General features: G+C 39.9%; 26 protein-coding genes. 23 read left to right on the top strand and 3 right to left on the bottom strand.

The genetic code is table 11. The features are described 5' to 3' along the window. Positions 1-53: 53 nt before the first annotated feature. On the bottom strand, positions 54-974 hold the full coding sequence (gene tagU / locus ACYH0L_RS16460) for a polyisoprenyl-teichoic acid--peptidoglycan teichoic acid transferase TagU (RefSeq protein WP_230030666.1): 921 nt from the start codon (positions 972-974) through the stop codon (positions 54-56). Positions 975-1,156: 182 nt separating this feature from the next. Here tagU and ACYH0L_RS16455 point away from each other — a divergent pair, with 182 nt between their 5' ends. From ACYH0L_RS16455 to ACYH0L_RS16390, 14 genes are all read left to right on the top strand, one after another. Next, entirely contained in the window at positions 1,157-1,480 is a 324-nt protein-coding gene (locus tag ACYH0L_RS16455; RefSeq protein WP_230030667.1) for a LytA, read from the top strand. Between the two features lie 21 nt (positions 1,481-1,501). Continuing rightward, positions 1,502-3,613 (top strand): SpoIID/LytB domain-containing protein, encoded by a 2,112-nt coding sequence (locus tag ACYH0L_RS16450; RefSeq protein WP_370461109.1) that lies wholly within the window; start codon positions 1,502-1,504, stop codon positions 3,611-3,613. 22 nt (positions 3,614-3,635) lie between these two features. Beyond that, on the top strand, positions 3,636-5,126 hold the full coding sequence (locus tag ACYH0L_RS16445; RefSeq protein WP_099726408.1) for an N-acetylmuramoyl-L-alanine amidase: 1,491 nt from the start codon (positions 3,636-3,638) through the stop codon (positions 5,124-5,126). Between the two features lie 408 nt (positions 5,127-5,534). Next, positions 5,535-6,083 carry a hypothetical protein gene (locus ACYH0L_RS16440; RefSeq protein WP_099726407.1) on the top strand — a complete coding sequence of 183 codons (549 nt, stop codon included), beginning with the start codon at positions 5,535-5,537 and terminating at the stop codon, positions 6,081-6,083. Positions 6,084-6,282: 199 nt separating this feature from the next. Continuing rightward, a complete protein-coding gene (locus ACYH0L_RS16435; protein ID WP_099726406.1) occupies positions 6,283-6,942 on the top strand; it encodes a sugar transferase in 660 nt (219 codons plus the stop codon). Positions 6,943-6,960: 18 nt separating this feature from the next. Continuing rightward, on the top strand, positions 6,961-8,412 hold the full coding sequence (gene tuaB, locus ACYH0L_RS16430) for a teichuronic acid biosynthesis protein TuaB (RefSeq protein ID WP_099726405.1): 1,452 nt from the start codon (positions 6,961-6,963) through the stop codon (positions 8,410-8,412). After that, positions 8,409-9,614: a teichuronic acid biosynthesis protein TuaC gene (gene tuaC, locus ACYH0L_RS16425; protein WP_230030670.1), complete on the top strand. Its 1,206-nt coding sequence runs from the start codon at positions 8,409-8,411 to the stop codon at positions 9,612-9,614. The genes tuaB and tuaC overlap by 4 nt, the downstream gene beginning before the upstream one ends. A 50-nt stretch (positions 9,615-9,664) precedes the next feature. Continuing rightward, a complete protein-coding gene (gene tuaD, locus ACYH0L_RS16420; protein ID WP_099726403.1) occupies positions 9,665-10,999 on the top strand; it encodes a UDP-glucose 6-dehydrogenase TuaD in 1,335 nt (444 codons plus the stop codon). Positions 11,000-11,016: 17 nt separating this feature from the next. Then, entirely contained in the window at positions 11,017-11,946 is a 930-nt protein-coding gene (locus ACYH0L_RS16415) for an NAD-dependent epimerase/dehydratase family protein (RefSeq protein WP_482354156.1), read from the top strand. A 39-nt stretch (positions 11,947-11,985) separates the two neighbouring features. After that, a complete protein-coding gene (gene tuaE / locus ACYH0L_RS16410) occupies positions 11,986-13,443 on the top strand; it encodes a teichuronic acid biosynthesis protein TuaE (RefSeq protein ID WP_327924326.1) in 1,458 nt (485 codons plus the stop codon). Positions 13,444-13,515: 72 nt separating this feature from the next. After that, a complete protein-coding gene (gene tuaF / locus ACYH0L_RS16405) occupies positions 13,516-14,193 on the top strand; it encodes a teichuronic acid biosynthesis protein TuaF (protein WP_099726400.1) in 678 nt (225 codons plus the stop codon). Between the two features lie 24 nt (positions 14,194-14,217). Then, positions 14,218-14,973 carry a teichuronic acid biosynthesis protein TuaG gene (tuaG, locus tag ACYH0L_RS16400; RefSeq protein ID WP_099726399.1) on the top strand — a complete coding sequence of 252 codons (756 nt, stop codon included), beginning with the start codon at positions 14,218-14,220 and terminating at the stop codon, positions 14,971-14,973. A gap of 19 nt (positions 14,974-14,992) precedes the next feature. After that, entirely contained in the window at positions 14,993-16,189 is a 1,197-nt protein-coding gene (tuaH, locus tag ACYH0L_RS16395) for a teichuronic acid biosynthesis protein TuaH (protein WP_327924395.1), read from the top strand. Between the two features lie 132 nt (positions 16,190-16,321). After that, the gene (locus ACYH0L_RS16390; protein ID WP_099726397.1) at positions 16,322-17,389 is read left to right on the top strand and encodes a glycosyltransferase family 4 protein; all 1,068 of its coding nucleotides are present in this window, start codon (positions 16,322-16,324) and stop codon (positions 17,387-17,389) included. A 35-nt stretch (positions 17,390-17,424) separates the two neighbouring features. On the opposite strand, the gene ACYH0L_RS16385 is transcribed toward ACYH0L_RS16390, so the two are convergent. Both ACYH0L_RS16385 and ACYH0L_RS16380 read right to left on the bottom strand, forming a co-directional pair. Further along, positions 17,425-18,522, bottom strand: coding sequence for an LCP family protein (locus ACYH0L_RS16385; protein ID WP_327924327.1), 1,098 nt, complete (start codon positions 18,520-18,522; stop codon positions 17,425-17,427). After that, on the bottom strand, positions 18,507-19,175 hold the full coding sequence (locus ACYH0L_RS16380) for a YigZ family protein (RefSeq protein WP_249705609.1): 669 nt from the start codon (positions 19,173-19,175) through the stop codon (positions 18,507-18,509). The genes ACYH0L_RS16385 and ACYH0L_RS16380 overlap by 16 nt, the downstream gene beginning before the upstream one ends. Positions 19,176-19,396: 221 nt before the next feature. Here ACYH0L_RS16380 and degS point away from each other — a divergent pair, with 221 nt between their 5' ends. The 9 genes from degS to ACYH0L_RS16335 all read left to right on the top strand — a co-directional run bounded on the left by degS (position 19,397) and on the right by ACYH0L_RS16335 (position 26,238). Continuing rightward, a complete protein-coding gene (gene degS / locus ACYH0L_RS16375; protein WP_099726394.1) occupies positions 19,397-20,572 on the top strand; it encodes a two-component sensor histidine kinase DegS in 1,176 nt (391 codons plus the stop codon). Positions 20,573-20,636: 64 nt separating this feature from the next. Continuing rightward, the gene (degU, locus tag ACYH0L_RS16370; RefSeq protein WP_008348273.1) at positions 20,637-21,326 is read left to right on the top strand and encodes a two-component system response regulator DegU; all 690 of its coding nucleotides are present in this window, start codon (positions 20,637-20,639) and stop codon (positions 21,324-21,326) included. A gap of 214 nt (positions 21,327-21,540) precedes the next feature. Beyond that, positions 21,541-22,383 (top strand): DegV family protein, encoded by an 843-nt coding sequence (locus ACYH0L_RS16365; protein ID WP_099726393.1) that lies wholly within the window; start codon positions 21,541-21,543, stop codon positions 22,381-22,383. Between the two features lie 121 nt (positions 22,384-22,504). After that, positions 22,505-23,878 (top strand): ATP-dependent helicase ComFA, encoded by a 1,374-nt coding sequence (locus tag ACYH0L_RS16360; RefSeq protein ID WP_142353656.1) that lies wholly within the window; start codon positions 22,505-22,507, stop codon positions 23,876-23,878. A 64-nt stretch (positions 23,879-23,942) separates the two neighbouring features. Further along, positions 23,943-24,236 (top strand): late competence protein ComFB, encoded by a 294-nt coding sequence (gene comFB / locus ACYH0L_RS16355; RefSeq protein ID WP_099726391.1) that lies wholly within the window; start codon positions 23,943-23,945, stop codon positions 24,234-24,236. A gap of 326 nt (positions 24,237-24,562) precedes the next feature. Continuing rightward, positions 24,563-24,919, top strand: coding sequence for a ComF family protein (locus ACYH0L_RS16350; RefSeq protein ID WP_249705624.1), 357 nt, complete (start codon positions 24,563-24,565; stop codon positions 24,917-24,919). 56 nt (positions 24,920-24,975) lie between these two features. Next, positions 24,976-25,395: a TIGR03826 family flagellar region protein gene (locus ACYH0L_RS16345; protein WP_099726390.1), complete on the top strand. Its 420-nt coding sequence runs from the start codon at positions 24,976-24,978 to the stop codon at positions 25,393-25,395. 79 nt (positions 25,396-25,474) lie between these two features. Then, entirely contained in the window at positions 25,475-25,738 is a 264-nt protein-coding gene (flgM, locus tag ACYH0L_RS16340) for a flagellar biosynthesis anti-sigma factor FlgM (protein ID WP_034318592.1), read from the top strand. Between the two features lie 17 nt (positions 25,739-25,755). Further along, the gene (locus ACYH0L_RS16335; RefSeq protein ID WP_099726389.1) at positions 25,756-26,238 is read left to right on the top strand and encodes a flagellar protein FlgN; all 483 of its coding nucleotides are present in this window, start codon (positions 25,756-25,758) and stop codon (positions 26,236-26,238) included. The last annotated feature ends 13 nt before the right edge of the window (positions 26,239-26,251 follow it).

The raw sequence follows: 26,251 nt of genomic DNA, 5'->3' as shown, positions 1-26,251 counted from the left end.
GATTGTTGACAAAGGGTTAAAATGATCTTTATTTTAGCCCTTTGTCTTCTTTTTTACTGCTCCAAACTTTCCTTCAATTCCTTCTTCACTTTCGCTAAACTGCTATCATCAAGCTGGTAGTAATAAATGTTATTGATTCGTGTGCCTGTTCCTTTTAGCTCGTGCTGTTTGACACGCTTTCTTGCATCGCGATAATCATTCATCATTGTCCACATATCGTCAAAGGACATATTGGTTTTCATGTTGTTTTCAACGACTTTGAACATATCGCCGAATTTTGTAATAGACGAAATGTTGGCACCCTTCGCAATGATGCCTTCAATGACTTGGCGCTGTCTTTGCTGGCGGCCAAAATCCCCTTTTGGGTCTTGTTTTCTCATTCTTGTATAGGCAAGTGCTTGATCGCCATTCAGGTTAATTTCTCCTGTACCAAATGAATGGCCGTCATAGCTGAAAGCAAACGTACTATTCACGGTAATGCCGCCAAGTGTATCGACAATGTCTTTAAAGCTTTCCATATTGACTTTGACAAAATAATCAACAGGTACATCAAGCAGTTCCTCTACTGTATCAGCTGCCATTTGTGTGCCGCCGAATGCATAGGAGTGGTTGATTTTATCCATTGTGCCTTTCCCGACAATCTTCGTGTACGTATCACGCGGGATACTCACCATCTCAGTTGTTTTCGTTTTTGGATTCACTGTCATGTATATTAATGTATCTGCACGGCCGCGGTCATTCTTTCTTTCATCGACACCCATAACCAAAACGGAGATCGGGTCCTTTTTATTTAAATCGACATCTTTGTCACGCTTATCTGACTTCTTTAAGTTCTCCTGAATGCCTGCGACGGTTGATGCTGCTGTGTTCCAAAGATGATATGCGTATCCGCCAGTAGCTAATACGAATAAGCCAATAATCGATAAAACAATCCAAAGAACCTTTTTCTTCTTTCTTTTTCTCTCAGCTCTCATAATGTCCCTCACCTTTTCTATGATTCTTCCATGATTATAGGTTTATGAATCTTGATAAACAAGTTATTTTTTTACTCTGAACCTAGATATAGACGTTGTAACAAAAAAAAGGTTTCAAAAAACCTTAAATTTACCTTAAAATATTAAGTTATAAGACGATACAAAGACATGAGGTGAAAAAAATGAAGAAAATCGTCGTTTTACCGTTCTTAATACTACTACTAGGTATCGTGCTCACAGCATGTGGAACGGCTGAGCAGTCCTTAGAAGAAAAGAAGACAAGCAGTTCAACTTCTCAAACGTTAAAGGAGACAGCCAACTATGTAGGAATGGCAGACTCCCATACAATTGAAGTGAAAAAGTCAAATGTTACTTTGAATTTTGAATTTACTGAAAACTTCAATGAAGTATTGAATGAATTTCAACCAGGAGATCATGTAGACATTTTTTACATTCTAAATGACAGTGGCCAAAAGGAAATTCAAGAAATTAAAAAAGTTCAATAGAGAGATGGTGGGATCATTAAATTGAAAAAAATCAGTCTAACTTTCACAATGTTCATCTTACTTTTGCTTGTATTCATCCCAAAAGATGCTTCAGCGGCAAGCTCAACAATTTCTGTGAAATTATCAAACTATGTTGGAAACAAAACAAACTTTAACATATCATCATCCGGCTTATACAAAGTGACTGGTACAAATGTATCTTCAATAGCTCGATATGATGGTAAGAACCGTTATGAGGTAGCCAATAATATTGCTTCAGCAGGCTGGAAAAATCCATCTACAATTGTCATTGTAAATCGTGATGCGTTTGCAGATGCAATTTCCGCTACACCTTTAGCTTATAAATTGAATGCACCTATTTTATATACGAATGCTGAAAGATTAACAAAAACCACTGAAAAGCAAATTAACAAGATGAATCCTGACAATATTCTGATTATCGGTGGAACAACAAGTGTTTCTTCAGCAACAGAGAAAACATTGAAAAAATACGGGAAGATCAAAAGGATCAGTGGTAAATCACGTTATGCTGTTTCACAAAATATCGCAAAAGAGATGGGGAACTATAGTCAAGCTATAGTGGCAACAGGAAGCATTTTTACTGACAGTGCTTCAGTAACACCATACGCTGCAAGAAACGGCTATCCTATTCTGTTAACGAAGAAAGATAGCTTACCAACTTACAAGCTTCCAAGTAAAGTCATCATTGTTGGTGGAGAAAAGAGTGTTAGCAAAAAAGTTGAATCTCAAATCAAAAAAACGTCCACAGTGAAAAGAATCGGTGGAGCTAATAGATATGAGGTATCAGCAAATATTGTAACTGAATTAAACATGAATGCTAATAAGCTATACTTAGCAAATGGTTCTATCTTTACAGATGCTATTACATTTTCGCTTTTAGCAGCCAAAAATAACAGTCCTATGGTACTTGTAAAAGACAATAGTCTAACATCACCTGTGACATCAGTTGTGAAAAAACAGGGGACGTACTCGTTTCAATTGTCTGGCGGAACAAAATCCATTTTAGCAAGTTTACAAACAAAATTATCAAATGAATTTTATTTGAAGAATAATAAGGATTATCAATTGAATGTTTCTAACGGGAAAATTTCTATCAAGGGCATCAAGACGTTTGGATCTTCAGTAAGAGTTGTTCCAGAGAAATATTCAACTAAAAATGTCATTCGAGTTGCTGGGAAAGCATACTTGGGGAAAATGAACTTTGCTGTAGAATCAGGCTATATTCGTCCAACAAATGAAAATATCCCTTTTGAAGATTATCTTAAAGGGGTTGTACCGAATGAAATGCCAGCAAGCTGGCATGTTGAGGCATTAAAAGCACAGGCTGTTGCAGCACGTACATATTCTGTGAACAGTATTGGGAAGGTTGTGCCAGATACAACAGCATTCCAAGTGTACGGTGGATACAGCTGGTATACAAATTCTACAAAAGCTGTAGATGCTACAAAAGGTAAGGTACTAAAATATAATAATAAACTGATTTCTGCTACCTACTATTCTAGTAATGGAGGCTACACTGAGGCGAGTGAAGAAGTGTGGTCAAGTGCATTTCCTTATTTAGTAGCAAAAACAGATACAAAAGATCCAGTGAATGCATGGACACTTAAACTATCAAAAACACAATTGAGTAAATCGCTTAGCACAGCAGAACCTGCATCTTGGTGGAGTAAGACAACAGAATCAAATGTGAGTCAGTTGAAAGGCTTGAAGAACTGGATTCTAAAAAATAAAGAAACTTCAGCTTCAGACATCAAGATAGCGACAATTTCAAGCCTATCCTTTTCAGGTAAGACAAAAGGGCAGAGAGCAAAAACAGCCTCTATGAAAATCAGCTATCACTTAAAAAATAAAACGGGTTCTTATAGTATGAATAAATCAGCGACACTTAGTTTTAAAATGACTGAATTTAGATCAATACTTGGAGCGACTAATTTAAAAAGCACGTATGCATCAGTGAAGAATAACACCAATGATTTTACCATCTCAGGAAAAGGGTATGGTCATGGAGTTGGAATGAGTCAATATGGAGCGAAAAAGAGAGCTGAATCAGGAAGCTCATACTCAAGTATTTTGTCATTCTATTATCCGGGTGCAAAATTAACAACAAATTAAAACATCAAAGGAGGTTATAAACGTGCGCTCTATTATAAAAGTTGTATTTTTAAGTGTAGTAACCATGTGTTTGTTTCTTCCATCTGCACTTGCTGACAATTCAGTTACAAGGCTTGATGGGAAGAACCGGTATGTTGTTGCGGTGAACGCGGCGAAAAAAGGCTGGACAACATCAAGTACGGCTGTTCTTGTAGGGAAAGATGCATATGCGGATGCATTAAGTGCGGTTCCTTATGCATACCAAAAAAATGCCCCTGTTCTGTTTACTAACAGTAGCAGTTTATCTACAGATACAAAAAAAGGCCTTCAAAGTCTAAAAACAAAGAATGTGACTATTCTCGGTGGAACAAAGAGTGTCTCTAGCAAGGTGACAACTCAGCTAAAATCAATGGGTATCTCTGTGAAACGTATTAGTGGTAAGAACCGCTATGACTTAGCAGCAAATATTGCAAAGCAAATGAAAAGCTCTAGTACGGCTGTTGTAGCAAATGGCTTTGCTTATGCAGATGCAGTTGCCATTGCACCTTATGCTGCAAAACAAGGCTATCCAATCTTATTAACAAATGATAAAGGTTTACGTTCGGAAACTTCAGCTGTGATTAAAAGCCGAGCAATTAAAAAGACCGTTGTCATTGGTGGAGAGTCTAGTGTAAATAAATCAACTTATGCTAAACTACCTTCACCTGGAAGAATTGGCGGGGCCAATCGTTATGAAGTCGCTGCAAATATTGTGACGAAATACAATATGAGTACAAGTAATACGTATATTAGTAATGGTTTTGCATATGCTGATGCCGCTTCAGGAGCTAGTATTGCTGCCAAGCAGGGTAAAGCCTTTATTTTCACAAATGAAAAAACATTACCGAAAGCAACAAGAAAAATCATTGGTTCAAAGAAGATCACTTCATTTAGTGTTCTAGGTGGTACATCTACTGTGACGAATACTGTGACTTCCCAATTGAAAAATCCAGTCGTTGGAAAAAAAGTTTTTATTGACCCTGGTCATGGAGATCAAGATTCTGGTGCTGCTGGATATGGTCTTCTTGAGAAGAACGTGAACCTTGATGTCGCTAAGCGTCTAAATACAAAATTGACTAGTGCTGGGGCACTACCAGTCATGTCACGTACATCTGATACATTTGACAGTCTTCAAACACGAGTAAGCAAAGGTGCTTCTGCGAAAGCAGATATCTTTATTAGTGTCCATGCGAATGCAAATGACAACAGCAGCGCAAATGGAACAGAAACGTATTATGACAAAACATATGCGGCAACGAACAGCCTGAAGCTTGCGCAAAACATCCAGCCTAAAATGGTTAGTGCACTAGGTACAAGAGATCGTGGTGTCAAAACGGCTGGCTTCTATGTCATTAAGTATTCAAAGATGCCGAGTGTCTTGCTTGAAACTGGCTTTGTTTCCAGTCCAGTCGATTCAAATATTTTGAAATCTGCTACTTATAAAGATAGATTAGCAGCTGGTATTTCAAGCGGCGTTTCAGGTTATTTTAGATAAGAAAAACATGAGGGGTGGCTAAGATACTCCTCTTAGGCTGCTCGAGAACGTCTCTCGGCAGCCTTTTTTATCAATGGTATATGAAGTGGTTCTAGGATGAAGGATTCACTCTAAGGATGCGGTCTTCATAGGCTATCAAATGTCTTTACTAATCGTGCACACAACTCTGTATGAGCGCAACAGACAGTGACGAGGATAACCTGCCTAGATTGATCCATGGAGGGTCAGTGGTCAAACAGGAGTGTTTCCACTTACTTTGATTAAAATGAAAACGACCATTTGTATGTCAAGTTAAAAATACATTTCAATTTAGGCTATTTTTGTTATAATCGAAACATAGAGGGTAGCTTTTTTACGTGTTTACCTTCCGATAACAGCAAATCGACAAATCATGAAGAGGTGACAATATTGAAAAAATTAATCACAATGCCGTTTTTAGTATTGCTTCTAGGTGTAGTGCTTACAGCATGCGGCACAACAAATCAATCAAACGACAACAATACGGATAACAGCAAAAAAGAAACAACTGAAGCGGCTGATCAAAACAAAGAAAATGCATCAGACGAAAAAACGGAAGATAAGTCTGCAAGTGAAAAAACAGACGATCAAAGCAAAGAAACGGCTGCTAAAACAGAAGACCAAGCAGGTCAATCCAATGAAGATGCAAAAGAAAGCTCAAGTAAAGAAATCACAAAAGAAGAACCTGCGAAGGATCAATCAAAAGCTGAGTCCACAACAAAAAAAGAAGTCACCAAAGAAGGCACATATGTCGGTTTGGCTGATGGACATACCATTGCTGTCAACATTGATGGAAAAGAAGTAGCCATTCAATTTGGAAATACATTTTCTAAACAAGTAAACAGCTTGAAAGAAGAATCAAAAGTGAAAGTAACCTATACAAAAGATGCAAACGGAACACTCAGACTTAAAACAATCGAATCCGTAAAGGCAAAATAAAGAGAACACCCGTAGACCCGCAGAATTGCGGGTCTTTTTTACGTTTAAAAGGGCATAACTTGATATAAGTGCACATTCTTAACACAATTTTACAAGACTTAACAGCCCATTTACATTTGCTTAATGTTGCTCTGCTAAACTGACTTTCATAGAACATCTCTTTACACAACAACTACTTTGAATGGTGAGGTGCAGGTCAGTGAGCGCAGAGAAAGCGATGAATCTTTATAGAGAATATGAAGTGAGACGAAACCACTCTTTTGCCTTAACAGAACATATGGTTCGTTATTTATTTGCAAAACGTGTCATAGATTTAGTGTTCTCGTTCATCGGATTGATTTTGAGTACGCCAATCATTTTGCTGTTTGCCCTTTTGATTAAGTTAGAAACACCGGGACCAGCCTTTTATATGCAGGAAAGGGTCGGGAAAGACGGTGTTTACTTTCAATTATGGAAGCTCAGATCGATGAGAACCGACGCAGAAAGCGGAGGAGCGAAATGGGCACAAAAAAATGACCCGCGTATCACCAAAGTGGGGGCATTCATCCGTAAAACAAGAATTGATGAACTGCCACAATTTATCAACGTGTTAAAAGGAGAAATGAGTATCGTAGGTCCGCGGCCGGAAAGACCAATGTTTACCGCAGAATTTAACCGCACGATTCCAGGCTTTACAAAAAGGCTGGCGGTGAAGCCGGGGCTGACAGGCCTTGCTCAAGTAAATGGAGGGTATGAAATGAGTCCAAGTGAAAAGTTATCACATGACTTACAGTATATTCAAAACTTGACATTTTCTCTTGACACGAAGATTATGGTAAAAACGTTAAAAGTCATCATGACTGGTGACGGAGCCAGATAAGTAAAGTAGGGAAGAGAAATGGCAAGTATGAAAAATCGCATGCTAGGCGGGGCAAAATGGACAAGCTTGTCCGCATTGATCATTACCATCATCCAAATTGCACAGTTCGCCTTTCTAGGGAACGTGATGTCACTTAAAGAGTTTGGGCTCGTTGGCATGATCACAACTGTCACAATATTTACGCAAATTTTACTTGATCTAGGCATCGGTGCAGCGATCATTCAAAAGGAACAAACAACGGAACGTCAATTATCAACATTATATTGGATCAACTTACTCACAGGTCTTGTCTTGTTTTGTTTACTTATCCTTGCAAGCCCAATGATTGCCGCCTTTTATGCCCGTCCTGAGCTAGAAGGACTGCTCAAGCTATTATCGATGATGTTTCTCATTGCACCAATTGGCCAGCAATACCAATATATGATGCAAAAAGATTTAGCTTTTAAAACATTAAGTACCATTGAAGCCATTGCGGCCATCATATCGCTGCTCGTTTTATTCGCTTTAGCTTTTTTCATCAATCCGATTGTTGCCTATGTCATCTCTCAAGTGTTGCTGCAATCAAGTAAAGGTCTATTGTATGCAGCGGCTTATTGGAAGAAGTGGCGTCCAGCACCAGTCTTTGCAATAGGAGAAGTGAAAGAATTTTTCTCATTCGGCGCTTTCCAGCTGGCATCAAGGCTCGTCAATCGGGCAGGATCGAACATTGACATGATTTTAATCGGCCGGTTTCTTGGAGCGGAGGCGTTAGGTATTTACAGCTTGGCTTATCAAATTGTGACGATTCCTGTGCTGAAAATTAATCCGATTGTGACGAGGGTGGCTTTCCCTGTTTTTGCAAAAAGTCAGCGTGATCACTCCATGCTGCGCGAGGGCTTCCTAAGTATGACGAATATGCTCGCCTTGATTAGTTTCCCGTTATTAATCGGCCTTGCTGCTGTATCAGATAGCTTTATAGAAGTTGTGTTTGGAGAGAAATGGCTAGTGGCAGTTCCGGTTCTCAATATTTTGTGCATAGTCGGACTACTGCGTGTGCTCATGAATCCAAACGGTTCAATACTCCTTGCAAAAGGGAGAGCGGACTTGGCCTTTTATTGGGATACGGGGATGCTCATCGTTTATGGATGTGCGTTATATGCAGGAGTCAGCACAGGCAGTCTGTTGACGGTGGCTTGGATTTACTCAGGTGTCAGCCTGCTGAATTTCATTGTTGGCAGATGGCTGATGGCCTATGTCATTCAGCTTGATATGAAGGTGTATTTGAAATCACTCGGAAAGCCTGCTGTCATGACGCTATTGATGGCCGCCTGTGCGGTAGCTTTACATCAAGGGATGAAGCTGACGTCAGCTGATATTTCGCTTCAATTATTACTGACTGTTTGTTTAAGTGCTGCTTTGTATGGCCTGCTGCTCGTCAAAATGTATCCACAGATTGCAGGCAAATTATTGAGAAGAGGTCGTTCGTCATGAAGGTGCTATGGCTGACAAGTGTATATCCTAGTGAAAAACATCCGAGTGAGGGTGTCTTTCACGAAACACAAGTGCAGGAGCTGATCAAACAAGGAATTGAAGTGACCGTCCTTTGTCCCAATCCAGTGAATCCGCCCGTCTTGCGGATGCTCAAGGCATCCTATCGGCAGAAAAAAGATATTCCCGAACAGGAAGTGCGGTGCGGAGTGACGGTTTACAGGCCGCCCTATACAGCGTTACCTGGACAGCTGAAATGGGCACAGCCGAGTAAACGAATAGCGGATTCTGTGCTGCGCACAATGCAGCGTCATCAGCTGTCACCAGATTTTATCCATGCACACTTTGCCATGCCGTCTGGCGGAGCGGCGGCTGTGATCCAAAAAGAAGCGCATATCCCTTATCTTCTGACCTTACACGGCAGTGATGTGAACGTGTATCCGAGCTATAGCAAAGGAGCTTTCACAGCCTTTGAAACAGCGGTGAAACAGGCATCTGCTGTGCTGACAGTGAGTGAGGAGCTGGCAAAAAAGACACATGATATGACAAAGGTGGAAGCGCAATTTCTCCCACTCGGTATTCCGCTCAAGTCATTTTCTAAAACGGATGGAGATCAAGAAGACATCAGAAAGCAGTTAGGCTTACCGCTTCACGAAAAGCTAATTGTCTTCGTGGGGCGCTTAGTGAAAGAGAAAGGCTTACTTGAATTAGCTGATGCTGTCAGTGGGATGGATGGTGTGAAAGTGGTCTTTGTCGGAAAGGGCCCACTTGCAAAGGAGCTGACCGAACGGGCTGGGGAATCGATTTTACTCCCAGGGCAGGTGCCAAACGATCAGGTGAAAGACTACTTGATGGCAGCCGATCTGTTTGCACTTCCTTCCTATAGTGAAGGAATGCCGACCGTCGTCCTTGAGGCGCTCGCTTTAAAAGTACCTGTCATTGCAACACGAGTTGGTGGTCTCCCATCATTATTTTCTACCTATCAACACCTGCTCATTGAACCACGTTCAACGAGTCAGCTAAAAGAGGCCATTCACGCCTACCTATATGAAAACAAATGGAGTGAGAAAGTAAAGAACGATCTTCATGAAATTGTTCATACAGAATATTCATCAACAAATAATGCGAAGCATCTCATTCAGCAATATGAAAAGGTGCTCAATCAATATCCATCGTTTAAACAGGATGAAATGTGCAAAGAATGATAGATCAACAGCTTGGAACGGTCAATATGCTTTTACTGAGAGGATGAAAAATGTTGAAGAAAATTGCTGTGATTGGAACAGGGTATGTCGGGTTAGTATCGGGTACTTGTTTTGCTGATATCGGAAATCGCGTCATCTGCTGTGACATCGATGAATCAAAAATCAACAGCTTAAAAAGTGGTGTCGTTCCCATTTATGAACCGGGTTTAAAGGAATTGATTGAAAAGAATACAGAAGCAGGAAGACTGTGTTTTACAACCAATATTCCTGCCGCGATCCGGGAATCAGAGATTATCTATATTGCTGTAGGGACACCGATGACACCACAGGGTGAAGCGGATTTAACTTACGTGAAAGCCGTCGCTCAAACGATCGGTGAACACTTAAATGGCTATAAAATCATCGTCAATAAAAGCACCGTGCCAGTTGGAACAGGCCGCCTTGTTCAAGCCATTGTCGAAAAGGCGTCACGCAGTAAATATCCTTTTGACGTCGTATCCAATCCAGAGTTCCTTCGAGAAGGCTCTGCGATTAAAGACACGATGAATATGGAGCGAGTTGTCATAGGGTCTACAAGTTCTCATGCATTGGAGATCATTAAGGAGTTACATGAACCATTTCAAACAGCAGTGGTCGAAACCAATTTAGAAAGTGCAGAGATGATTAAATACGCTGCAAATGCGATGCTTGCAACCAAAATTTCCTTTATCAATGATATTGCCAACATTTGTGATCGAGTGGGGGCGGATGTTGAGAAAGTATCAGAAGGTGTTGGCCTAGATAGCCGGATTGGGCAGAAATTTTTAAAAGCTGGAGTGGGATTTGGAGGTTCCTGTTTCCCGAAAGATACCAAGGCACTTTTAAAAATAGCTGAAACAGTAGGCTATCGTTTTAAACTAATTGAATCAGTTGTTGAAACAAATACACATCAACGAGCGTACCTTGTAAAAAAATTGATGGATGTCTATGGTGAAATAAAGGGAAAAACCATTTCGGTATTAGGATTGGCATTTAAACCTAATACAAATGATTTGAGATCCTCTCCAGCCCTTGATATTATTCCTATGCTACAAGATCTGGGAGCTAACGTAAAAGCGTACGATCCCATTGCTCACTTAGAAGCGAAGGAGATCCTTGGAAACCAGACGATATTTAGCAACAATCTATATCAAACAATAGAGAATTCAGATGCCTGTTTAATCTTGACTGAATGGGAAGAAGTATTAAAAATGGATATGGAGAAAGTCAGAAGTCTTCTTCAACGTCCAGTCATCATCGATGGACGCAATGTATTTGAACCAGATCAAATGAGAAAAAACGGCTTTATTTATCATTCAATCGGTCGTCCGCATGTACAGGATGTTAAGATGTTATTAGAAGCTTGATTTAGGAGGAAACTTGGATGAAGAAAGTATTGGTTACTGGAGGTAGTGGATTTATAGGTTCACATACTGTTGAAAAATTAATAGAAAAAGGATATGAGGCCATCGTGCTTGATAATTTTTCGACAGGTAGTAAGGAAAATATTGCCCATTTATCTGTTCAATGTATTGAAGAGGATATAACAAAACCAGAAGTGGTTGAAATCATCAAACAAATCGCACCAGACTACATCATTCATCTTGCTGCACAGGTAAGTGTCGCAGTATCGGTCAAAGATTATATATATGATCAGGAAGTGAATATTAAAGGATCTCTGCATGTGATCAAAGCTGCTTCAGAGATTGGTGTCAAGAAGGTGATATTTGCCTCATCGGCTGCTGTCTATGGAGACCCAATTTATCTGCCAGTGGACACCGCTCACCGGCTGCAGCCTGGTTCACCTTATGGCTTAGCAAAGCTCACAGTAGAGCGATACTTAGAAATGTCAAAAGCACTCTATGATGTGGACTATTGTATTCTGCGATACAGCAATGTATATGGTCCGCGCCAAGATGCACTTGGCGAAGGCGGGGTTGTCTCTATTTTCTCTGATAAGTTTGCAAAGCATGAAGCACCTTTCATCTTCGGAGACGGGGAACAAACAAGAGATTTCATCTATGTAGGGGATCTAGCAGCAGCGAATGTTGCGGCTTTAACAGCCCAATCAAACGTTTGTTTAAATGTCTCGTGTGGTGATTCCATCACTGTGAATGAGCTGTTTCAAACGATGAAGCAAGTGACGAGATCACATCTTGAACCGATTTATAAGCCGCAGCGTGCAGGAGATATTGTGCATAGTACATTGGCGAATGAGGAAACGAAACAAGTCTTAGCATGGGAGCCTGTCGTGACTTTACAGGAAGGTTTGGCTCGTACCATTTCCTACTATCAACAGGAAGTAAAGGCTTAATCCCTCAAATCGGATGGATGGCTTAGGAGGAAAATGGGTATGAGTGTGAAACAAACAGCATGGCAAATCATGATCGGATGTATTTTGTTTGCAGCAGGGATAGGGATTGTACAAATTGCATCCGCGCAGCCCGTTGGGTTAAAGAAGATGGTGGCAATCCCGGTTCTGCTTGTGGTCCTCACGGCAGCTCTCGTGTTGATGAAGCAATACATGAATGGTGAGCAAGTATTCATGTCAGCCATCTATCTTTTAATTGCATTGACCTTTCTCAATAACGCTTTCTTTTCTATTAGTGTCGGGTTCTTTAGTCTTTTCCTCTACCGAATCATGCTCATTGCCGTCTTTGCTTTATTGATATGGCGAATGAGAGATAAGGGGACGTACATATTACAGTGGCAGCAGATTCGTGTAAAAGGCATTCTCGGTTTTTTTGCTGCATGGTTTCTTTACGGGCTCATCTCACTGCTTTGGGCTCATTCGGTTACAGACGGTCTGAAATATATGTCCCTGCTTGCGATGGGGATCGGGTTTGTCTTTCTTGTGGTCATGTACATTGAGCGAATGGATCAAATCGTGACCTTTTATAGTATTTGGCTGGCCATGACCGTATTTGTGATGGGGATCGGGTTCTATAATCACTTTACTTTGAACCATTTACCTAACACATCATTGTATCTTGGGCCAGCGTATAAACAGCACTATCCTACATCTGTATTCTTTAATCAAAATGACTTTGCAACGTTTTTATCTATTAGCTTTTTCTTATATGTGGCGTGCATGCGTCAAATGAAAAATGGTTATATCAAAGCGTTTGGATTATTAGGCGCAATCTCAGCTCTGTATCTCATTTTGTTAACAGAATCCCGCGCCAGCTTGCTTGGCATATTTGCGGGAGTGGCTATTTATGTGTGGCTGCTTATGCCGCGCTTTCTAAAAAAGTGGTCACTCATCGCAGCAGGCGGACTTGGTGTCATCTGTATCGCCATCTTTTCGGCCAAGATCTATTCGGTCTTTTATGACTTGTTTCTCGCTTCTCAGGTCGCGCATTCTTTTAGTGAACCACTCCCGTCCAACATCGCTAGGGCGAATTTGATCAAAAATGCATGGCATTTCTTTACGAATTCATACGGCTTCGGGGTCGGAGCAGGTAATGTGTCTTACTATTTAGCCCACTTTTCAATCTTTGATACAGATCAAGTCGTTGAAGTGCACAATTGGCTGCTAGAGGTGATGACGAATTTTGGCTTTGCGGTCATGCTAGGCTATATCTCAGTGTACGCCTATCTCATGTTCACACTGTACAAACAATACCAATGGGCTGACACAAGATCAGCAAAAATGATCATTGAAGGTCTATTTGCTGCAATGCTGAGCTTTCTCGTCTCAAGTATCAGTCCTAGTTCCGTCTCGAATTTATATTTCCACTGGGTATTTTTAGGACTGGTGATCGCAGCGGTTAACATCTTGAAAAACAAACAACGTTTCAAGCCTTGGTAAATCGTGTGTGGTGCTGAGCTTGTATGGCTACACTAGTGAAAAAGCAAATACGTCAATGTTGGGAGAATGAACATGTCTGGTTTCATGTTAAGAATAGGGAAGCGAATCAAAAAGTATATCGTCTGGCTCGTGCTGCTGCCTGTCGTATTAGGCGCTTTTGGTTTCTTTTTTGCCAAAGGAACAGTCCAGCAGTCTAGTTACACAGCCGCTGTTACCCTCACGCTTGGTAAATATGATGACGGGGTGTATAACAATATGGCAGAAGTGACATCTCTATTAAAAAGCGATGCATTTCTAAATGAAGCACTCAGTGATGTAAAGGAAGAAGAAAGGCAGGATGTGAAAAACCGCCTGATCCTTACCAATCAATCAGATACACAATTACAGCTGTCTTTCACAGATGCCGATAAGGATCGAGCCTTGGCTGTCGTGAAGCAGGTGTCAGATACATTTCTAAAGCAAGACAAAGCATTATTTACAAAAAGGCAGCAGGTCATTGAAAGTAGGTTATCCGCTCTTGAAGACGAATCTGTCAGCAATGATTCCAAAGTGGATAAAGAACGATTCTTATATGAATTGGAGTCTACAAAGCTCGGAATGAAGCAGGCAAAGATTGTGGACCCGGCTCAAGTGCTTGATGAAGGCAATAAAGGCATGTCAGCGAAAAAACGGGCACTGCTCGGACTGATCATTGGCTTTAGCATCTCGCTCATGTTTGTGGTGTTACCTGAAGTGTTCAAAGAATCTTAATGATGAACTGGAGATGAGTCTTAGGTGAACAATCAACCGTTAGTATCTATTATTACACCGGCGTATAATGCGGAACGTTATTTAACGGATACAGTTCATTCCGTCCTTGCCCAAACCTATTCCAATTGGGAGCTGATCATTGCAGATGATTGTTCAACAGATGGAACAAGGATGCTATTAGGGGAATTAAGTCAGGCGGACGACCGAATCAACGTCATTTATTTAGAGGAAAACGGGGGAGCCGCCATTGCGAGAAACACGGCCATCAAACAGGCAAAGGGGCGTTTTATCGCTTTTTTAGACAGCGATGATAAGTGGAAAGAGACAAAGCTCGAAAAGCAGGTAGACTTTATGCTGGCGAATGATTATGCCTTTACATTCACGGCGTATGACATCATTGCCGAAAATGGAGAACCGTTACAAAAAACAGTCACTGCACCAGCTAGGTTGAACTACAATGAAGCCTTGAAAAATACCATTATCGGCTGTTTGACGGTCATGATCGATCTTCAGCAAGTGGGACATGTAGAAATGCCGAACATCCGTACAAGACAGGATTTAGCCACATGGCTGTCTATTTTAAAAAGAGGATTTACAGCCTATGGCATGAGTGAGCCGCTCAGTGAATATCGCATCGTTGGAAACTCTATCTCGAGTAACAAGTGGAAAGCGGCGAAAAAAACGTGGTTTGTCTACAGAGAAATTGAGCAGCTTCATTTTGTCAAAGCGTCATGGTGTTTTATGCATTATGCGACAAATGCTGTGAAGAAGCGCTTATAAATAGAAGGGAAAAAAGGTGATAAAGGTGAAAGCAGACTCGATCATACATGTCATCGTAGCGACGGGAGAATGGGGACAGGATGGCCTGAGGTACAGACGGCATCGTTTGGCGGAATTTCTAGCATCTGATCCAGAAACGAAAGAAGTCATCTGGGTATGCCCGTCTGCATCCCGTCATACAGCTCCCTTTCAGCCCATAACGGATCGAATGAAGCAATTGACCATTCCTGATGTGCTCAAGAGCAAATTTTTTCGCTTTGGAAGATATCAAGATATGTTCTATATTCATAAATTGTCCCCTCTTCTTGAGCATTTGCGGCAGGAGGAAAAGAAGGGGATAGCCGTTTGCTTATGGTATACGTTTCCTGGCTTTCCGCTCTTATCTTCTTTATTTGAATGGAAACATATTGTGTATGATTGCAGTGATCTGTGGGGAGAGCCGATAAGCGGGAAAAACAACATATTCTCTTATATGAGGCAGCGTGTCATTGTAAAAGCAGAAAACCGAATCATTAAATACGCACACAGCATTACATGCTCTTCTCAATACTTACATGATCAAATCAAAAAACGTCTCATGGGTGAACCGAAAGATGTGTTCACAGTAGAAAATGGTGTTGAGTACGATGTGTTTGCAAAAAGCAATCTTTCCTGTAAGGAGGATGTGCTGGAAGGAAGAGAAGGAACCGTCCTTGGCTTTATTGGAGGAATCAAGCCGAAGCTCGATTTTGACATGATTGCGCAAGCTGCTCACATGCAGCCAGATTGGACATTTTTATTTGTCGGTCCTGATGGAACAAATGGAGATCCATCTTTTCAGCATGCACTCAAACTGCCAAATGTCATTTGGACAGGGGCTGTTGCACCAGAAGAAGTGCCTGCTTATATGAAACTGATTGATGTAGGGATGATGCCATACAAACAGTCTCCTTATAATCAAGCCGTTTTCCCGCTCAAGCTATATGAATTTCTAGCTGCAGGAATACCTGTTGTCGGTTTAAATCTTCCATCAACGGAAAGGCTAAAAGAGAATGATGTGTATGAATATTTAGAGGGCGAAGATCCTGCGCTCTTCGTAGAAGCCTGCCTGAAAGTGATCAGCAAAAAAGATGACATAACCTATAGACATCTAAGACAAAGCCGGGCGAAGAAAAAAGATTGGCACGCGCTGTTCACAAACATGGTGGAATTAACGAATATTAAAGAAAACGCATAATTCATTCAGGATTGTGCGTTTTTATTTTTCTTCTTCACAGGGGGAGCTTGTGATCATCCTATATTCAATTGTATAATGGAAAGAGCGGCCAATATACAAAATACAGATTTCAATTTAGAAGGAGACTGACCTATGGATTACGAACGCGCCTTATTAGCGTTTTTTGTCTCTCTGGCTACAGTTTTAATTGTGACACCAATCGTCAAAAAGCTTGCAATTAAGATTGGTGCAGTGGACCAGCCGAATAAACGAAAAGTTCATGATAAAGTAATGCCTCGAATGGGCGGTTTGGCGATTTTTATTGGGGTAGCGGCTGGAGCATTAGCAGGCGGGCTGTTTCTACATAATAAAATTACAGCGATTTCAGTTGGTGCCGTACTCATCGTCATTTTAGGTATATTTGATGATAAATATAATTTAAGTGCAAAATTTAAATTTCTCGTGCAAGTTCTCGTTGCTTGTTTGATCGTGAGCACGGGCCTCAAAATGGACTTTTTCTCTGTTCCTTTCTTAACAGATCGTATTGAGTTAGGCTGGATGGCATATCCCCTAACCGTGTTATGGATTGTCGGAATCACAAATGCCATCAATTTAATTGACGGCCTTGATGGACTCGCTGCTGGGATTTCGGTCATCGGTTTATCCACGATTGCAGTGATGGCATTTTCTGCTGATAAGATTCTCATTCTTTCTTTATCACTTGTCGTCATTGGCAGTACAATCGGCTTTCTATTTTACAACTTCCATCCAGCAAAGATTTTTATGGGTGATACAGGCTCGTTGTTTTTAGGCTATATGATTTCGGTGCTGTCACTTTTAGGATTATACAAAAGTGTCACTTTGTTTAGTGTCGTTGTTCCGGTGATCATCTTAGGTGTCCCTATTTTTGATACGACCTTTGCGATCATTAGACGAATATTAAATAAACAGCCAATTTCAGCGCCTGACAAATCGCATATTCATCATAGACTGATGGCCTATGGTTTATCTCATCGAACAGCCGTCATCGTCATTTACATGATTGGTTTAGTGTTTAGCTTAAGTGCAATATTGCTGACAAGTGCAACCATTTGGTTATCACTGATCATTATTTTTTTATTGGTCATGTTTATGCAAGTCATTGCGGAAGTCACTGGTTTAGTGAACGAAGAGTTCAAACCATTTACGAAATTCTATAAACGCATGGTCAAAAGAAATTAAAGAAACAGCCCGTTCCTAGGAATCGGGCTGTTTCTTTATTGTCCGGATGAATTTGGCGGAGTGGGCGCAGTATCTGTCGTTCCTGTCCCTGTTTCACCAGATGATGGAGTGGTCTGTGAATCTGTTTCAGTCGAAGGTTCAGAAGGAAGCTTTAAATGCGTCCTTAATTCATTCTGTACATTAGCTAAATTGGTTTGATCTGGCTCGAAGTAATATGTTCGATTTGGTCCTAGATAAAGGTCGTCTCCTTTAATAGAAAGCGTTTCTGTGTCGTCTCCTTTAAATCCACTGTAGATTTGCTGAAGAGCAAGTCCTTCCGTGATACGGAAATTGGTCGTAATGTGATCACTTACTTCTTTGGCGATATTATCCACGTTTGCAATATTATTTGGCTTCGCCATTTGATCAATCATGGCTCGTAAAATCTGTTTCTGACGATCGTTACGCCCGAAATCACCTCGTGGATCTTGTTTTCTCATCCGCGCATAAGCAAGTGCTTCTTCCCCGTTTAAATGCATATTGCCCTTTTTGAAGTAAATCTTTTTGGATTTTTTGACGTCACTTTTTTCATTGAAGTCAAATGGAACATCTATATCAATTCCACCCACTTCATCAATGACATCTTTGAAGCCGTCAAAATCCACTGTTGCATACTTATCGATCGGAATATTCAAGAATTGTTCGACAGTTTCAATCGTTTCGTCTTTTCCGCCTTTAGCAAATGCCGCATTAATTTTATCTTTACTTTCGGTCGTGTCACTTGCAAGATGTACCCGTGTGTCCCGAGGAATACTAACCATTTTCATCGTTTTATCTTGAGGATTAATGGTTGCAACAATGAGTGAATCTGAACGGCCATGATCACCATTCGTAGCATAATCCTCAATTCCGACAAATAGAACGGAGAAAGGTTTCTTCTTAATATCAATGACAGCATCACGGAGCTTAGATTTCTCTCCGCGGTCTAGTTCATCATATGTTTTGTCAGCTGCCTGAAGTGTATTCACAATTTTATACACTGCAAATCCGCCCATGCAGATGAAGAGAAGCAAAAATAAGACCAGAATACGTTTGATAATCTTTTTCTTCTTACTCTTTTTCTTTCGTACACGCACTTTTACTCGTTGTGCCATTCATCTGTCTCCTTTATCGGACCAATGTCCTTTTCTAAATAAATAAGTTCGCCTTCTTTTGTAACACTCTTTCCATTTGTAAGCTCTGTCATCCATTCAATGAACTGCTCTGTTTGTGTTTCTTCTACATACGTCTCAAAAATAACATTTTCGGCATAATGGATTTCTTTTAGCTGAAAAGATGAGGCTCTAAGCTCATTCTCTACCTTTCCAAGCCATGTATAATCTATTGTTGTGTGCATCGTACGCATTAAACAGCGCTCTACTATACCAACATGGTTGATAGCTTCTGATACAGATTTTCCGTAGGCACGAATTAATCCACCGGCACCTAATTTGATACCGCCGAAATAACGAGTGACCACAACGACTGTATCTTTAAGCTTCCGTTTTTTTAGCACTTCAAGCATTGGCACTCCTGCCGTACCGCTTGGTTCACCATCATCATTTGCTTTTTGAATCATGTCATGTTCACCAATGAGATATGCTGAACAATTATGTGTGGCATTCCAATGTTGTTTTTTAATGGATTGTATAAATGCTTGTGCTTCTTCTTCTGAGACAGCACGCTGTATATGACAAATAAAACGTGATTTTTCAATGACGATCTCATGCTCGCCACGACTTTTTACTGTAAGAAAGCGATTCAGCAAAAGACATACCCTCCTGACAAGCAAATTGTAAGACTAGAGAAAATTTGCATTGGTTTTAGAATTTTACAGCGTATTTTGTTATGATGATAGGAGCGGAAAAAGGGTCGTCATAAAAACTTCAAGATTTATACGCATTCTTTCATTATAATTCGACATAAAATGCAGATCAATGACATTTATAATAAAAAAAGATGACATCACTGTTACGGGAGGGAAAAGCCATGACAACACCCAAAATGGATCCGAAATTATTGGATTCAATCATCATGAAAATGCTAAGTACAGTTGATGGCAGCAAGGACGAAGTATTTAGGATAGGCGAACAGTCCCGTCAACAATATGAGAGCCTAGTTGAAGAGCTTAAGCAAATCAAGCAGCAAGTAAACGAGGTAATTGATTTTGGGGATAAACTAGAAGTACATACGAGACATGCTAGAAATCGCTTATCTGAAGTCAGCAGAAACTTTAACAAATTCAGCGAAGAAGAAATACGAGAGGCCTACGAAAAAGCACATAATCTGCAAGTAGAACTCACCATGATCCAGCAGCGTGAGAAGCAGTTGAGAGAGAGAAGAGACGATTTAGAAAGACGATTATTAAGCTTACAGGACGTCATTGAACGCTCTGAAACGCTTGTGAGTCAAATTACGGTTGTTCTGAACTATCTCAACCAGGATTTACGCCAGGTAGGCGTTTTACTCGAAGATGCTCAGGCAAAACAAGATTTTGGACTAAGAATTATTGAAGCTCAAGAAGAAGAACGCAAAAGGGTATCTCGGGAAATTCATGATGGTCCGGCTCAGATGCTGGCAAACGTGATGATGCGTTCTGAATTAATTGAACGGATCTTTAGAGACCGTGGTACAGAAGAAGGCTTTAAAGAAATTAGAAGTCTCAGACAGAATGTGCGAAATGCTCTGTACGAAGTGAGAAGAATCATTTATGATTTAAGACCGATGGCTTTAGATGATTTGGGTCTCATTCCGACGCTAAGAAAATATTTAAACACAATCGAAGAATACGATGGGAAAACCAAGATTACGTTCCAATGCCTAGGCGATACAGAAAGCGAAAGAATTGCTTCTCAATTTGAAGTGGCACTATTTAGACTAGCCCAAGAAGCTGTCACAAATTCCTTAAAACATTCTGAAGCTGAAGAAATCTCTGTAAAGGTAGAAGTAACGAAAGACTTTGTGACATTAATGATCAAAGACGATGGAAAAGGCTTTGATATGAAAGATGTTAAAACAAACAAAAACAAATCCTTCGGTTTACTTGGCATGAAAGAACGCGTAGACTTACTAGAAGGTAAAATGACCATAGACTCAAAAATAGGTCTAGGGACATTCGTTATGATTCGGGTGCCGTTAACATTGCAAAATAAAATTGTAAAATAGAGTCAAAAGACATATTGACCATAAAGTTCAGGTGTAGAACAATAAACATGGGGAGGCGTAGCTTGTGACTAAAGTAAATATTGTAATTATTGATGACCACCAATTATTCCGTGAAGGTGTCAAACGGATTTTAGATTTTGAACCTACTTTTGAAGTAGTTGCAGAAGGAGACGACGGTGACGAAGCTGCACGTATCGTAGAGCACTATCATCCGGATGTTGTCATTATGGACATTAATATGCCGAATGTAAATGGTGTAGAGGCTACAAAGCAGCTAGTAGAGCTTTATCCCGAATCAAAAGTCATTATTCTATCTATTCATGACGATGAAAACTATGTGACACATGCATTGAAAACAGGGGCGAGAGGTTACCTGTTAAAAGAAATGGATGCAGACACTCTCATTGAAGCAGTGAAAGTAGTAGCTGACGGAGGATCTTATTTACATCCGAAAGTCACTCATAACTTAGTAAATGAGTTCCGACGCCTAGCAACTAGCGGCGTTTCAGCACATCCACAGCATGAAGTATATCCTGAAATTCGCAGACCACTTCATATCTTAACAAGACGTGAATGTGAAGTTCTTCAAATGTTAGCTGACGGAAAGAGCAACAGAGGAATTGGTGAATCGCTCTTTATTAGTGAGAAAACAGTCAAAAACCATGTAAGTAACATTTTGCAAAAAATGAATGTAAACGACCGTACACAAGCTGTTGTTGTAGCAATTAAAAACGGCTGGGTAGAAATGAGATAATGTTCCGGACAAGTACTCCTTTTTCACCTGTTTTTGGTTCTCTCACATTTTAAGTTTGAGAGAAATGATAGGCAGGATAAGGAGTCTTTTTCGGATATTGCAGGCTTGCCTATTGATTAGGCAGGCTTTTTTGATTACTATTATAAATCTAATGAAAAACAATGATCATTCTTTTAAAATAAAAAAGAGTAACGAATAAGGAAGGTATTTAAGAATGAAAATAGCCGTTGTAACAGACAGTACTGCTTATATACCACAAGAGCTACGTGATAAACATCAAATTCATATGATCCCCCTTAACGTCATCTTTGGCAGCGAATCGTACCGTGAAGAAATAGAGATGGATTGGGAGACGTATTATGAAGAAGTCAAAAAACATAAAGATCTTCCAACGACCTCTCAGCCTGCTTTTGGTGAACTAGTAGAATTATATGAAAAGCTAAGTGAAACATACGACGCTGTGATTAGTATTCACCTTTCAAGCGGAATTAGTGGAACATATAATAGTGCAGCCTCAGCGAACGATCTAGTTGACGGAATTGACATTTACCCGTTTGATTCAGAAACTAGCTGTATGGTGCAGGGGTTTTATGCATTAGAAGCTGCTGAAAAAATCCAAGAGGGTGCTTCTCCAGAAGAGATTTTAGCACATCTAAATTATCTGAAAGAAAGCGAACAAGCCTATTTTATGGTGGACGACTTAACTCATTTGCAAAGGGGCGGCAGATTAAACGGTGCTCAGGCTTTTATTGGGAGCCTCTTAAAGGTAAAGCCTATCCTTCATTTTGACAACAAGCTAATTGTCCCTTTTGAAAAGATTCGTACACGTAAAAAAGCCATTTCACGCATTTTTGAATTATTCGATGAAGATGCATCACGTGGTGTACCGATGAGAGCTGCAATCATTCATGGAAATAGAGAAGAAGAAGCAGAAGAATTGATTGCACATTTATCAGAAAAGTACCCTCATGTCGAATTTTATAAAAGCTACTTTGGTGCCGTGATTGGTACTCATCTAGGCGAAGGGTCATTAGGTCTTGGCTGGATGATTAGATAGATCTCAAAAACCCCCTTTTCTCATGGAAAAGGGGGTTTGTTTTTCAATTATTACAGTTGGACGAAAGGTCTTGTCTTTGTACATAATAGGCAAACATCAGTTGAAAGGTGTTAGGAGAAACATGGACAAAGCGATGGAACTAAGGCAACAACTGCAATCACGCCACCTACTTACCATTGAAACTCGATGCACAAAGCCTCATTTGGATTGGCTGGAGGAGAAAGGGTTAGTAAATAGATCTCCTGCCATTGAGAGGAAAGCGAGCGGTTTTACATGCTGCCGATGTGGTGTATCAAACAAGCGGTACTTTGCTCTCTCACCTTGTGAAATATGCCAAAAAGAATGTGTGTACTGTAGATCATGCATCATGATGGGAAAAGTAACCGAATGTGGCTCTCTGTACGAATGGACGGGTCCGCAAATGAAAGAAACGTTTCAATCTGAATTAACATGGCAGGGAGAGCTGTCTAAAGGGCAAAAGAGAGCGTCAGAAAAAATGATAGAAGCGATAAGAAACAAATCTGATCTACTAGTTTGGGCTGTTTGCGGGGCAGGGAAAACGGAGGTGCTTTTTCACGGAATTGAATATGCGTTAAATAAAGGAATGAGTGTCTGTATCGCGACGCCTAGAACAGATGTAGTGCTTGAACTCGAGCCGCGAATTAGAAAGGCATTTCAAGGGCTGAATATAGCTGTGCTTTATGGCGGGAGTCCTCAAAGGTTCCAAATAGCACCGCTTATGATCGCCACAACCCATCAGCTCATGAGATACAAAAATGCTTTTGATGTTCTCATTGTAGATGAGGTCGATGCCTTTCCTTTTTCAATCGATGAACGTCTTCAATTTGCTGTTTTAAAGGCTATGAGAAACACAGGGGTTAGGATTTACTTAAGTGCCACACCATCTAAAAAAATGAAAAAGGATGTTGTTCATGGACAATTAGAAGCGATAAAAATTCCTCTGCGTTTCCACGGGCGACCTTTACCCGTCCCGTCATTTCAATGGATTGGACATTGGAAAAAGAAATTAAACAAGAATCAGCTGCCATCTGCTGTAATGAACTGGCTTGAGAAACATATTAAAAGAAAGAGAAGGGTTTTACTTTTTGTTCCTTCTATTTCCGCGATGAAGAAGGTAACGAAGATTCTTCGAGAGCATCATGTAAATGTAGAGGGTGTATCTGCTGATGATCAAGATAGGAAACAAAAGGTCCAACACTTCAGAGATTACGCATACGATGTACTGGTTACTACAACTATTCTCGAAAGAGGCGTAACCATTCAAAATGTTCAGGTGGGTGTACTAGGTGCGGAATCTACTATTTTCACAGAAAGTGCACTTGTTCAAATTTCTGGAAGGGCGGGGAGGCATCCTGAATATTCTACAGGAGATGTTTTCTTTTTTCATTTTGGTTTAACGAGAAGGATGAAACAAGCGAAGAAGCATATTGTAAAAATGAATGATACAGCTGCACAGGAGTTTTCTGAAAAATAGTGTGGGTTTAACTAAATCATGGTACATTATATTCACAATACACAAATGGCAGGAGAGACAAAATATGTTACTCAATGCAAAAGAAATACTACTCAAGGAAATCCTCTATCAATATCTCAATCAATTAAACATGATTTGTCATTGTGAAAAGTGTATAGAAGATGTATTAGCGATTTCACTAAATCAAGTGAAGCCGCAATATATAACAGATATCGATAAAATATCTTACAGTAAATCCGAGATGGTGGATAAACAGAAGAATACTGCCATGCTGGTCATTTTGACAGAAGCGGCTTCAAAGGTCACGACATTTCCGAGATGCGAAAATCGTCAACCGCTTAATAAGGAAAACAGTTGATTTGCCCAATTTGTGAGGGGCATTTTGTGGCTGCTTTTACATGGAAATCATTACTTCTATCAAATGATGATAGCTTATGTATAGCATGTAAGGATCACCTAGTGAAGATTCATAGCACCATTTGTCCAAAATGTGGAAGATCACAGTCAAATAACGAATTGTGTCAGGACTGTTCCCGATGGAATGAACGGCCCGATTTTTCTGAAGTTCTTGTGAAAAATAGGTCTGTTTATACTTACAACGATTTTATGAAAGGCGTCCTTGCTCGATTTAAATTTCGAGGTGATACAGCTTTAGCTGAGTTGTTTAAAAGAGATGTACGAGCAGTGTTTAAGCGTTCCTTTTCAATTAAAAAACCTGTGCTGATTCCAATCCCTTTAAGTAAAGAAAGGTTAAAGGAAAGAGGATTTAATCAGTCCGTCGTACTAGCTTCCTTGATTGGTATGCCTATATTGCAACCACTCGTTAAAATTCATCAAAGTAAGCAGTCTAAGAAAAGTAAAAATGAACGTCTAGATCAAAAGGGATTGTTCCAATTAAAGCAGTCAGATGCGATCCTTCAAAAGGATATTGTATTAATTGATGATATCTATACAACTGGGGCGACCATCTATGATGCGGCAAAAATTTTAAAAGACGCAGGTGCCAAAAGTGTTTCCTCTTTTACGTTGATACGTAGTTAAAAATCATGATAATCAACCGATAATAAGAAAAGAAAATAACGTAAGGGGTTTTGGTTATGAATCAATTGGCAAACTGTCCACAATGTAATCAGTTATTTTTAAAAACCACCATCCAAACGGTTTGTAACAAATGCTTTGAAGAAGAAGAACGTTCTTTTGATATCGTTTATAAATTTTTGCGGAAGCAAAGTAATAGACAATCAACCATTGCTGAAATAGTAGATGCAACAGATGTTGATGAAGAATTAATCCTGAAATTTATCCGTTTGAAAAGGCTTCAAATTAGTCAATTTCCGAATATCAACTATCCTTGTGAAAGATGCGGCCAACCGATCAGGAAAAACAAGCTGTGCAGCAAATGTGAACAGGATATTCATTCGCAAATCAGCCAAATGAACCAAGAAGAAGAGCGTAAAAAGGAGATTGAATCTAGGAAAAAAGACACCTATTATGCCATTAATCCTAAAAACGACTGATTCCCTAAACTAAGTTGCAGTTTGGTCGATAAAATGGATAGAATCAAGACAGACTGTAACGGAAAGCGAGAGGAATCCCGTGAAAATTAATCGATATGGAACACAACCAGTAAATCCTTACAAGAAAACATATGAGAAACAAACGTTGCAATCGAATCAAGCAAAATCAACTGATAAAGTCGAAATTTCTAAAAAGGCAATCGAAATGCAAAAGGTGCCGAATTTAATGAAAGAACGTCAAGATAAAATAGACCAACTTAAAAAAAGCATTGAAGCCGGAACATATCAGGTAGATACAAAAGGTATTGCAGATAAAATGCTGAATTTTTATAAACAACAATAACAAAAGGAGTAGCGCGAATGTCAGTTAAAATAATTATTGAAGAGCTGCATCGTCTCTATGGATTACATGAACAGCTTCTAAAGCTGTCTAAGGATAAAACAGAAATGCTGAAAAGCAATGAGATTGATGCTCTTTCAGAGGTTCTGAATTTAGAGCAGAAATATATTCAGGCCATTTCTCAATTAGAAGAAAAGCGTATTGAAGCTACAGTTCAATTTTTACAAAGTGATCAACCGCCGACAATCACAGCATGTATCGAAAAGGCTGAAGGTACGGAACAAGAAGAGCTCATTTCGTTATATGAGAAACTAAATGACATCATGGTGGAATTGAAAGATGTAAATGAACTAAACAAACAGCTCATTCAGCAGTCACTTCAATTTATTTCACTGACATTCGATCTCGTTAACCCTAATAAAGAACATATGAATTACGGACAAAATGGTCTTGAGAATTCAAAGCCTAAACAGCATAGGGCTTTGTTTGATTCAAAGGCGTAAACAAGGAGGATAC

The organism is Bacillus sp. MC1252 (genome assembly GCF_056838025.1).
This window is presented reverse-complemented; position numbering and strand designations above follow the sequence as displayed.

Coding starts and splice junctions, on each gene's coding strand:
- tagU (WP_230030666.1), bottom strand. CDS start 974: ATGAGAGCTGAGAGAAAAAGAAAGAAGAAAAAGGTTCTTTGGATTGTT.
- ACYH0L_RS16455 (WP_230030667.1), top strand. CDS start 1,157: ATGAAGAAAATCGTCGTTTTACCGTTCTTAATACTACTACTAGGTATC.
- tuaB (WP_099726405.1), top strand. CDS start 6,961: ATGGCAAGTATGAAAAATCGCATGCTAGGCGGGGCAAAATGGACAAGC.
- tuaC (WP_230030670.1), top strand. CDS start 8,409: ATGAAGGTGCTATGGCTGACAAGTGTATATCCTAGTGAAAAACATCCG.
- tuaD (WP_099726403.1), top strand. CDS start 9,665: ATGTTGAAGAAAATTGCTGTGATTGGAACAGGGTATGTCGGGTTAGTA.
- ACYH0L_RS16415 (WP_482354156.1), top strand. CDS start 11,017: ATGAAGAAAGTATTGGTTACTGGAGGTAGTGGATTTATAGGTTCACAT.
- tuaE (WP_327924326.1), top strand. CDS start 11,986: ATGAGTGTGAAACAAACAGCATGGCAAATCATGATCGGATGTATTTTG.
- tuaF (WP_099726400.1), top strand. CDS start 13,516: ATGTCTGGTTTCATGTTAAGAATAGGGAAGCGAATCAAAAAGTATATC.
- ACYH0L_RS16390 (WP_099726397.1), top strand. CDS start 16,322: ATGGATTACGAACGCGCCTTATTAGCGTTTTTTGTCTCTCTGGCTACA.
- ACYH0L_RS16385 (WP_327924327.1), bottom strand. CDS start 18,522: ATGGCACAACGAGTAAAAGTGCGTGTACGAAAGAAAAAGAGTAAGAAG.
- degS (WP_099726394.1), top strand. CDS start 19,397: ATGACAACACCCAAAATGGATCCGAAATTATTGGATTCAATCATCATG.
- ACYH0L_RS16365 (WP_099726393.1), top strand. CDS start 21,541: ATGAAAATAGCCGTTGTAACAGACAGTACTGCTTATATACCACAAGAG.
- ACYH0L_RS16360 (WP_142353656.1), top strand. CDS start 22,505: ATGGACAAAGCGATGGAACTAAGGCAACAACTGCAATCACGCCACCTA.
- comFB (WP_099726391.1), top strand. CDS start 23,943: ATGTTACTCAATGCAAAAGAAATACTACTCAAGGAAATCCTCTATCAA.
- ACYH0L_RS16345 (WP_099726390.1), top strand. CDS start 24,976: ATGAATCAATTGGCAAACTGTCCACAATGTAATCAGTTATTTTTAAAA.
- ACYH0L_RS16335 (WP_099726389.1), top strand. CDS start 25,756: ATGTCAGTTAAAATAATTATTGAAGAGCTGCATCGTCTCTATGGATTA.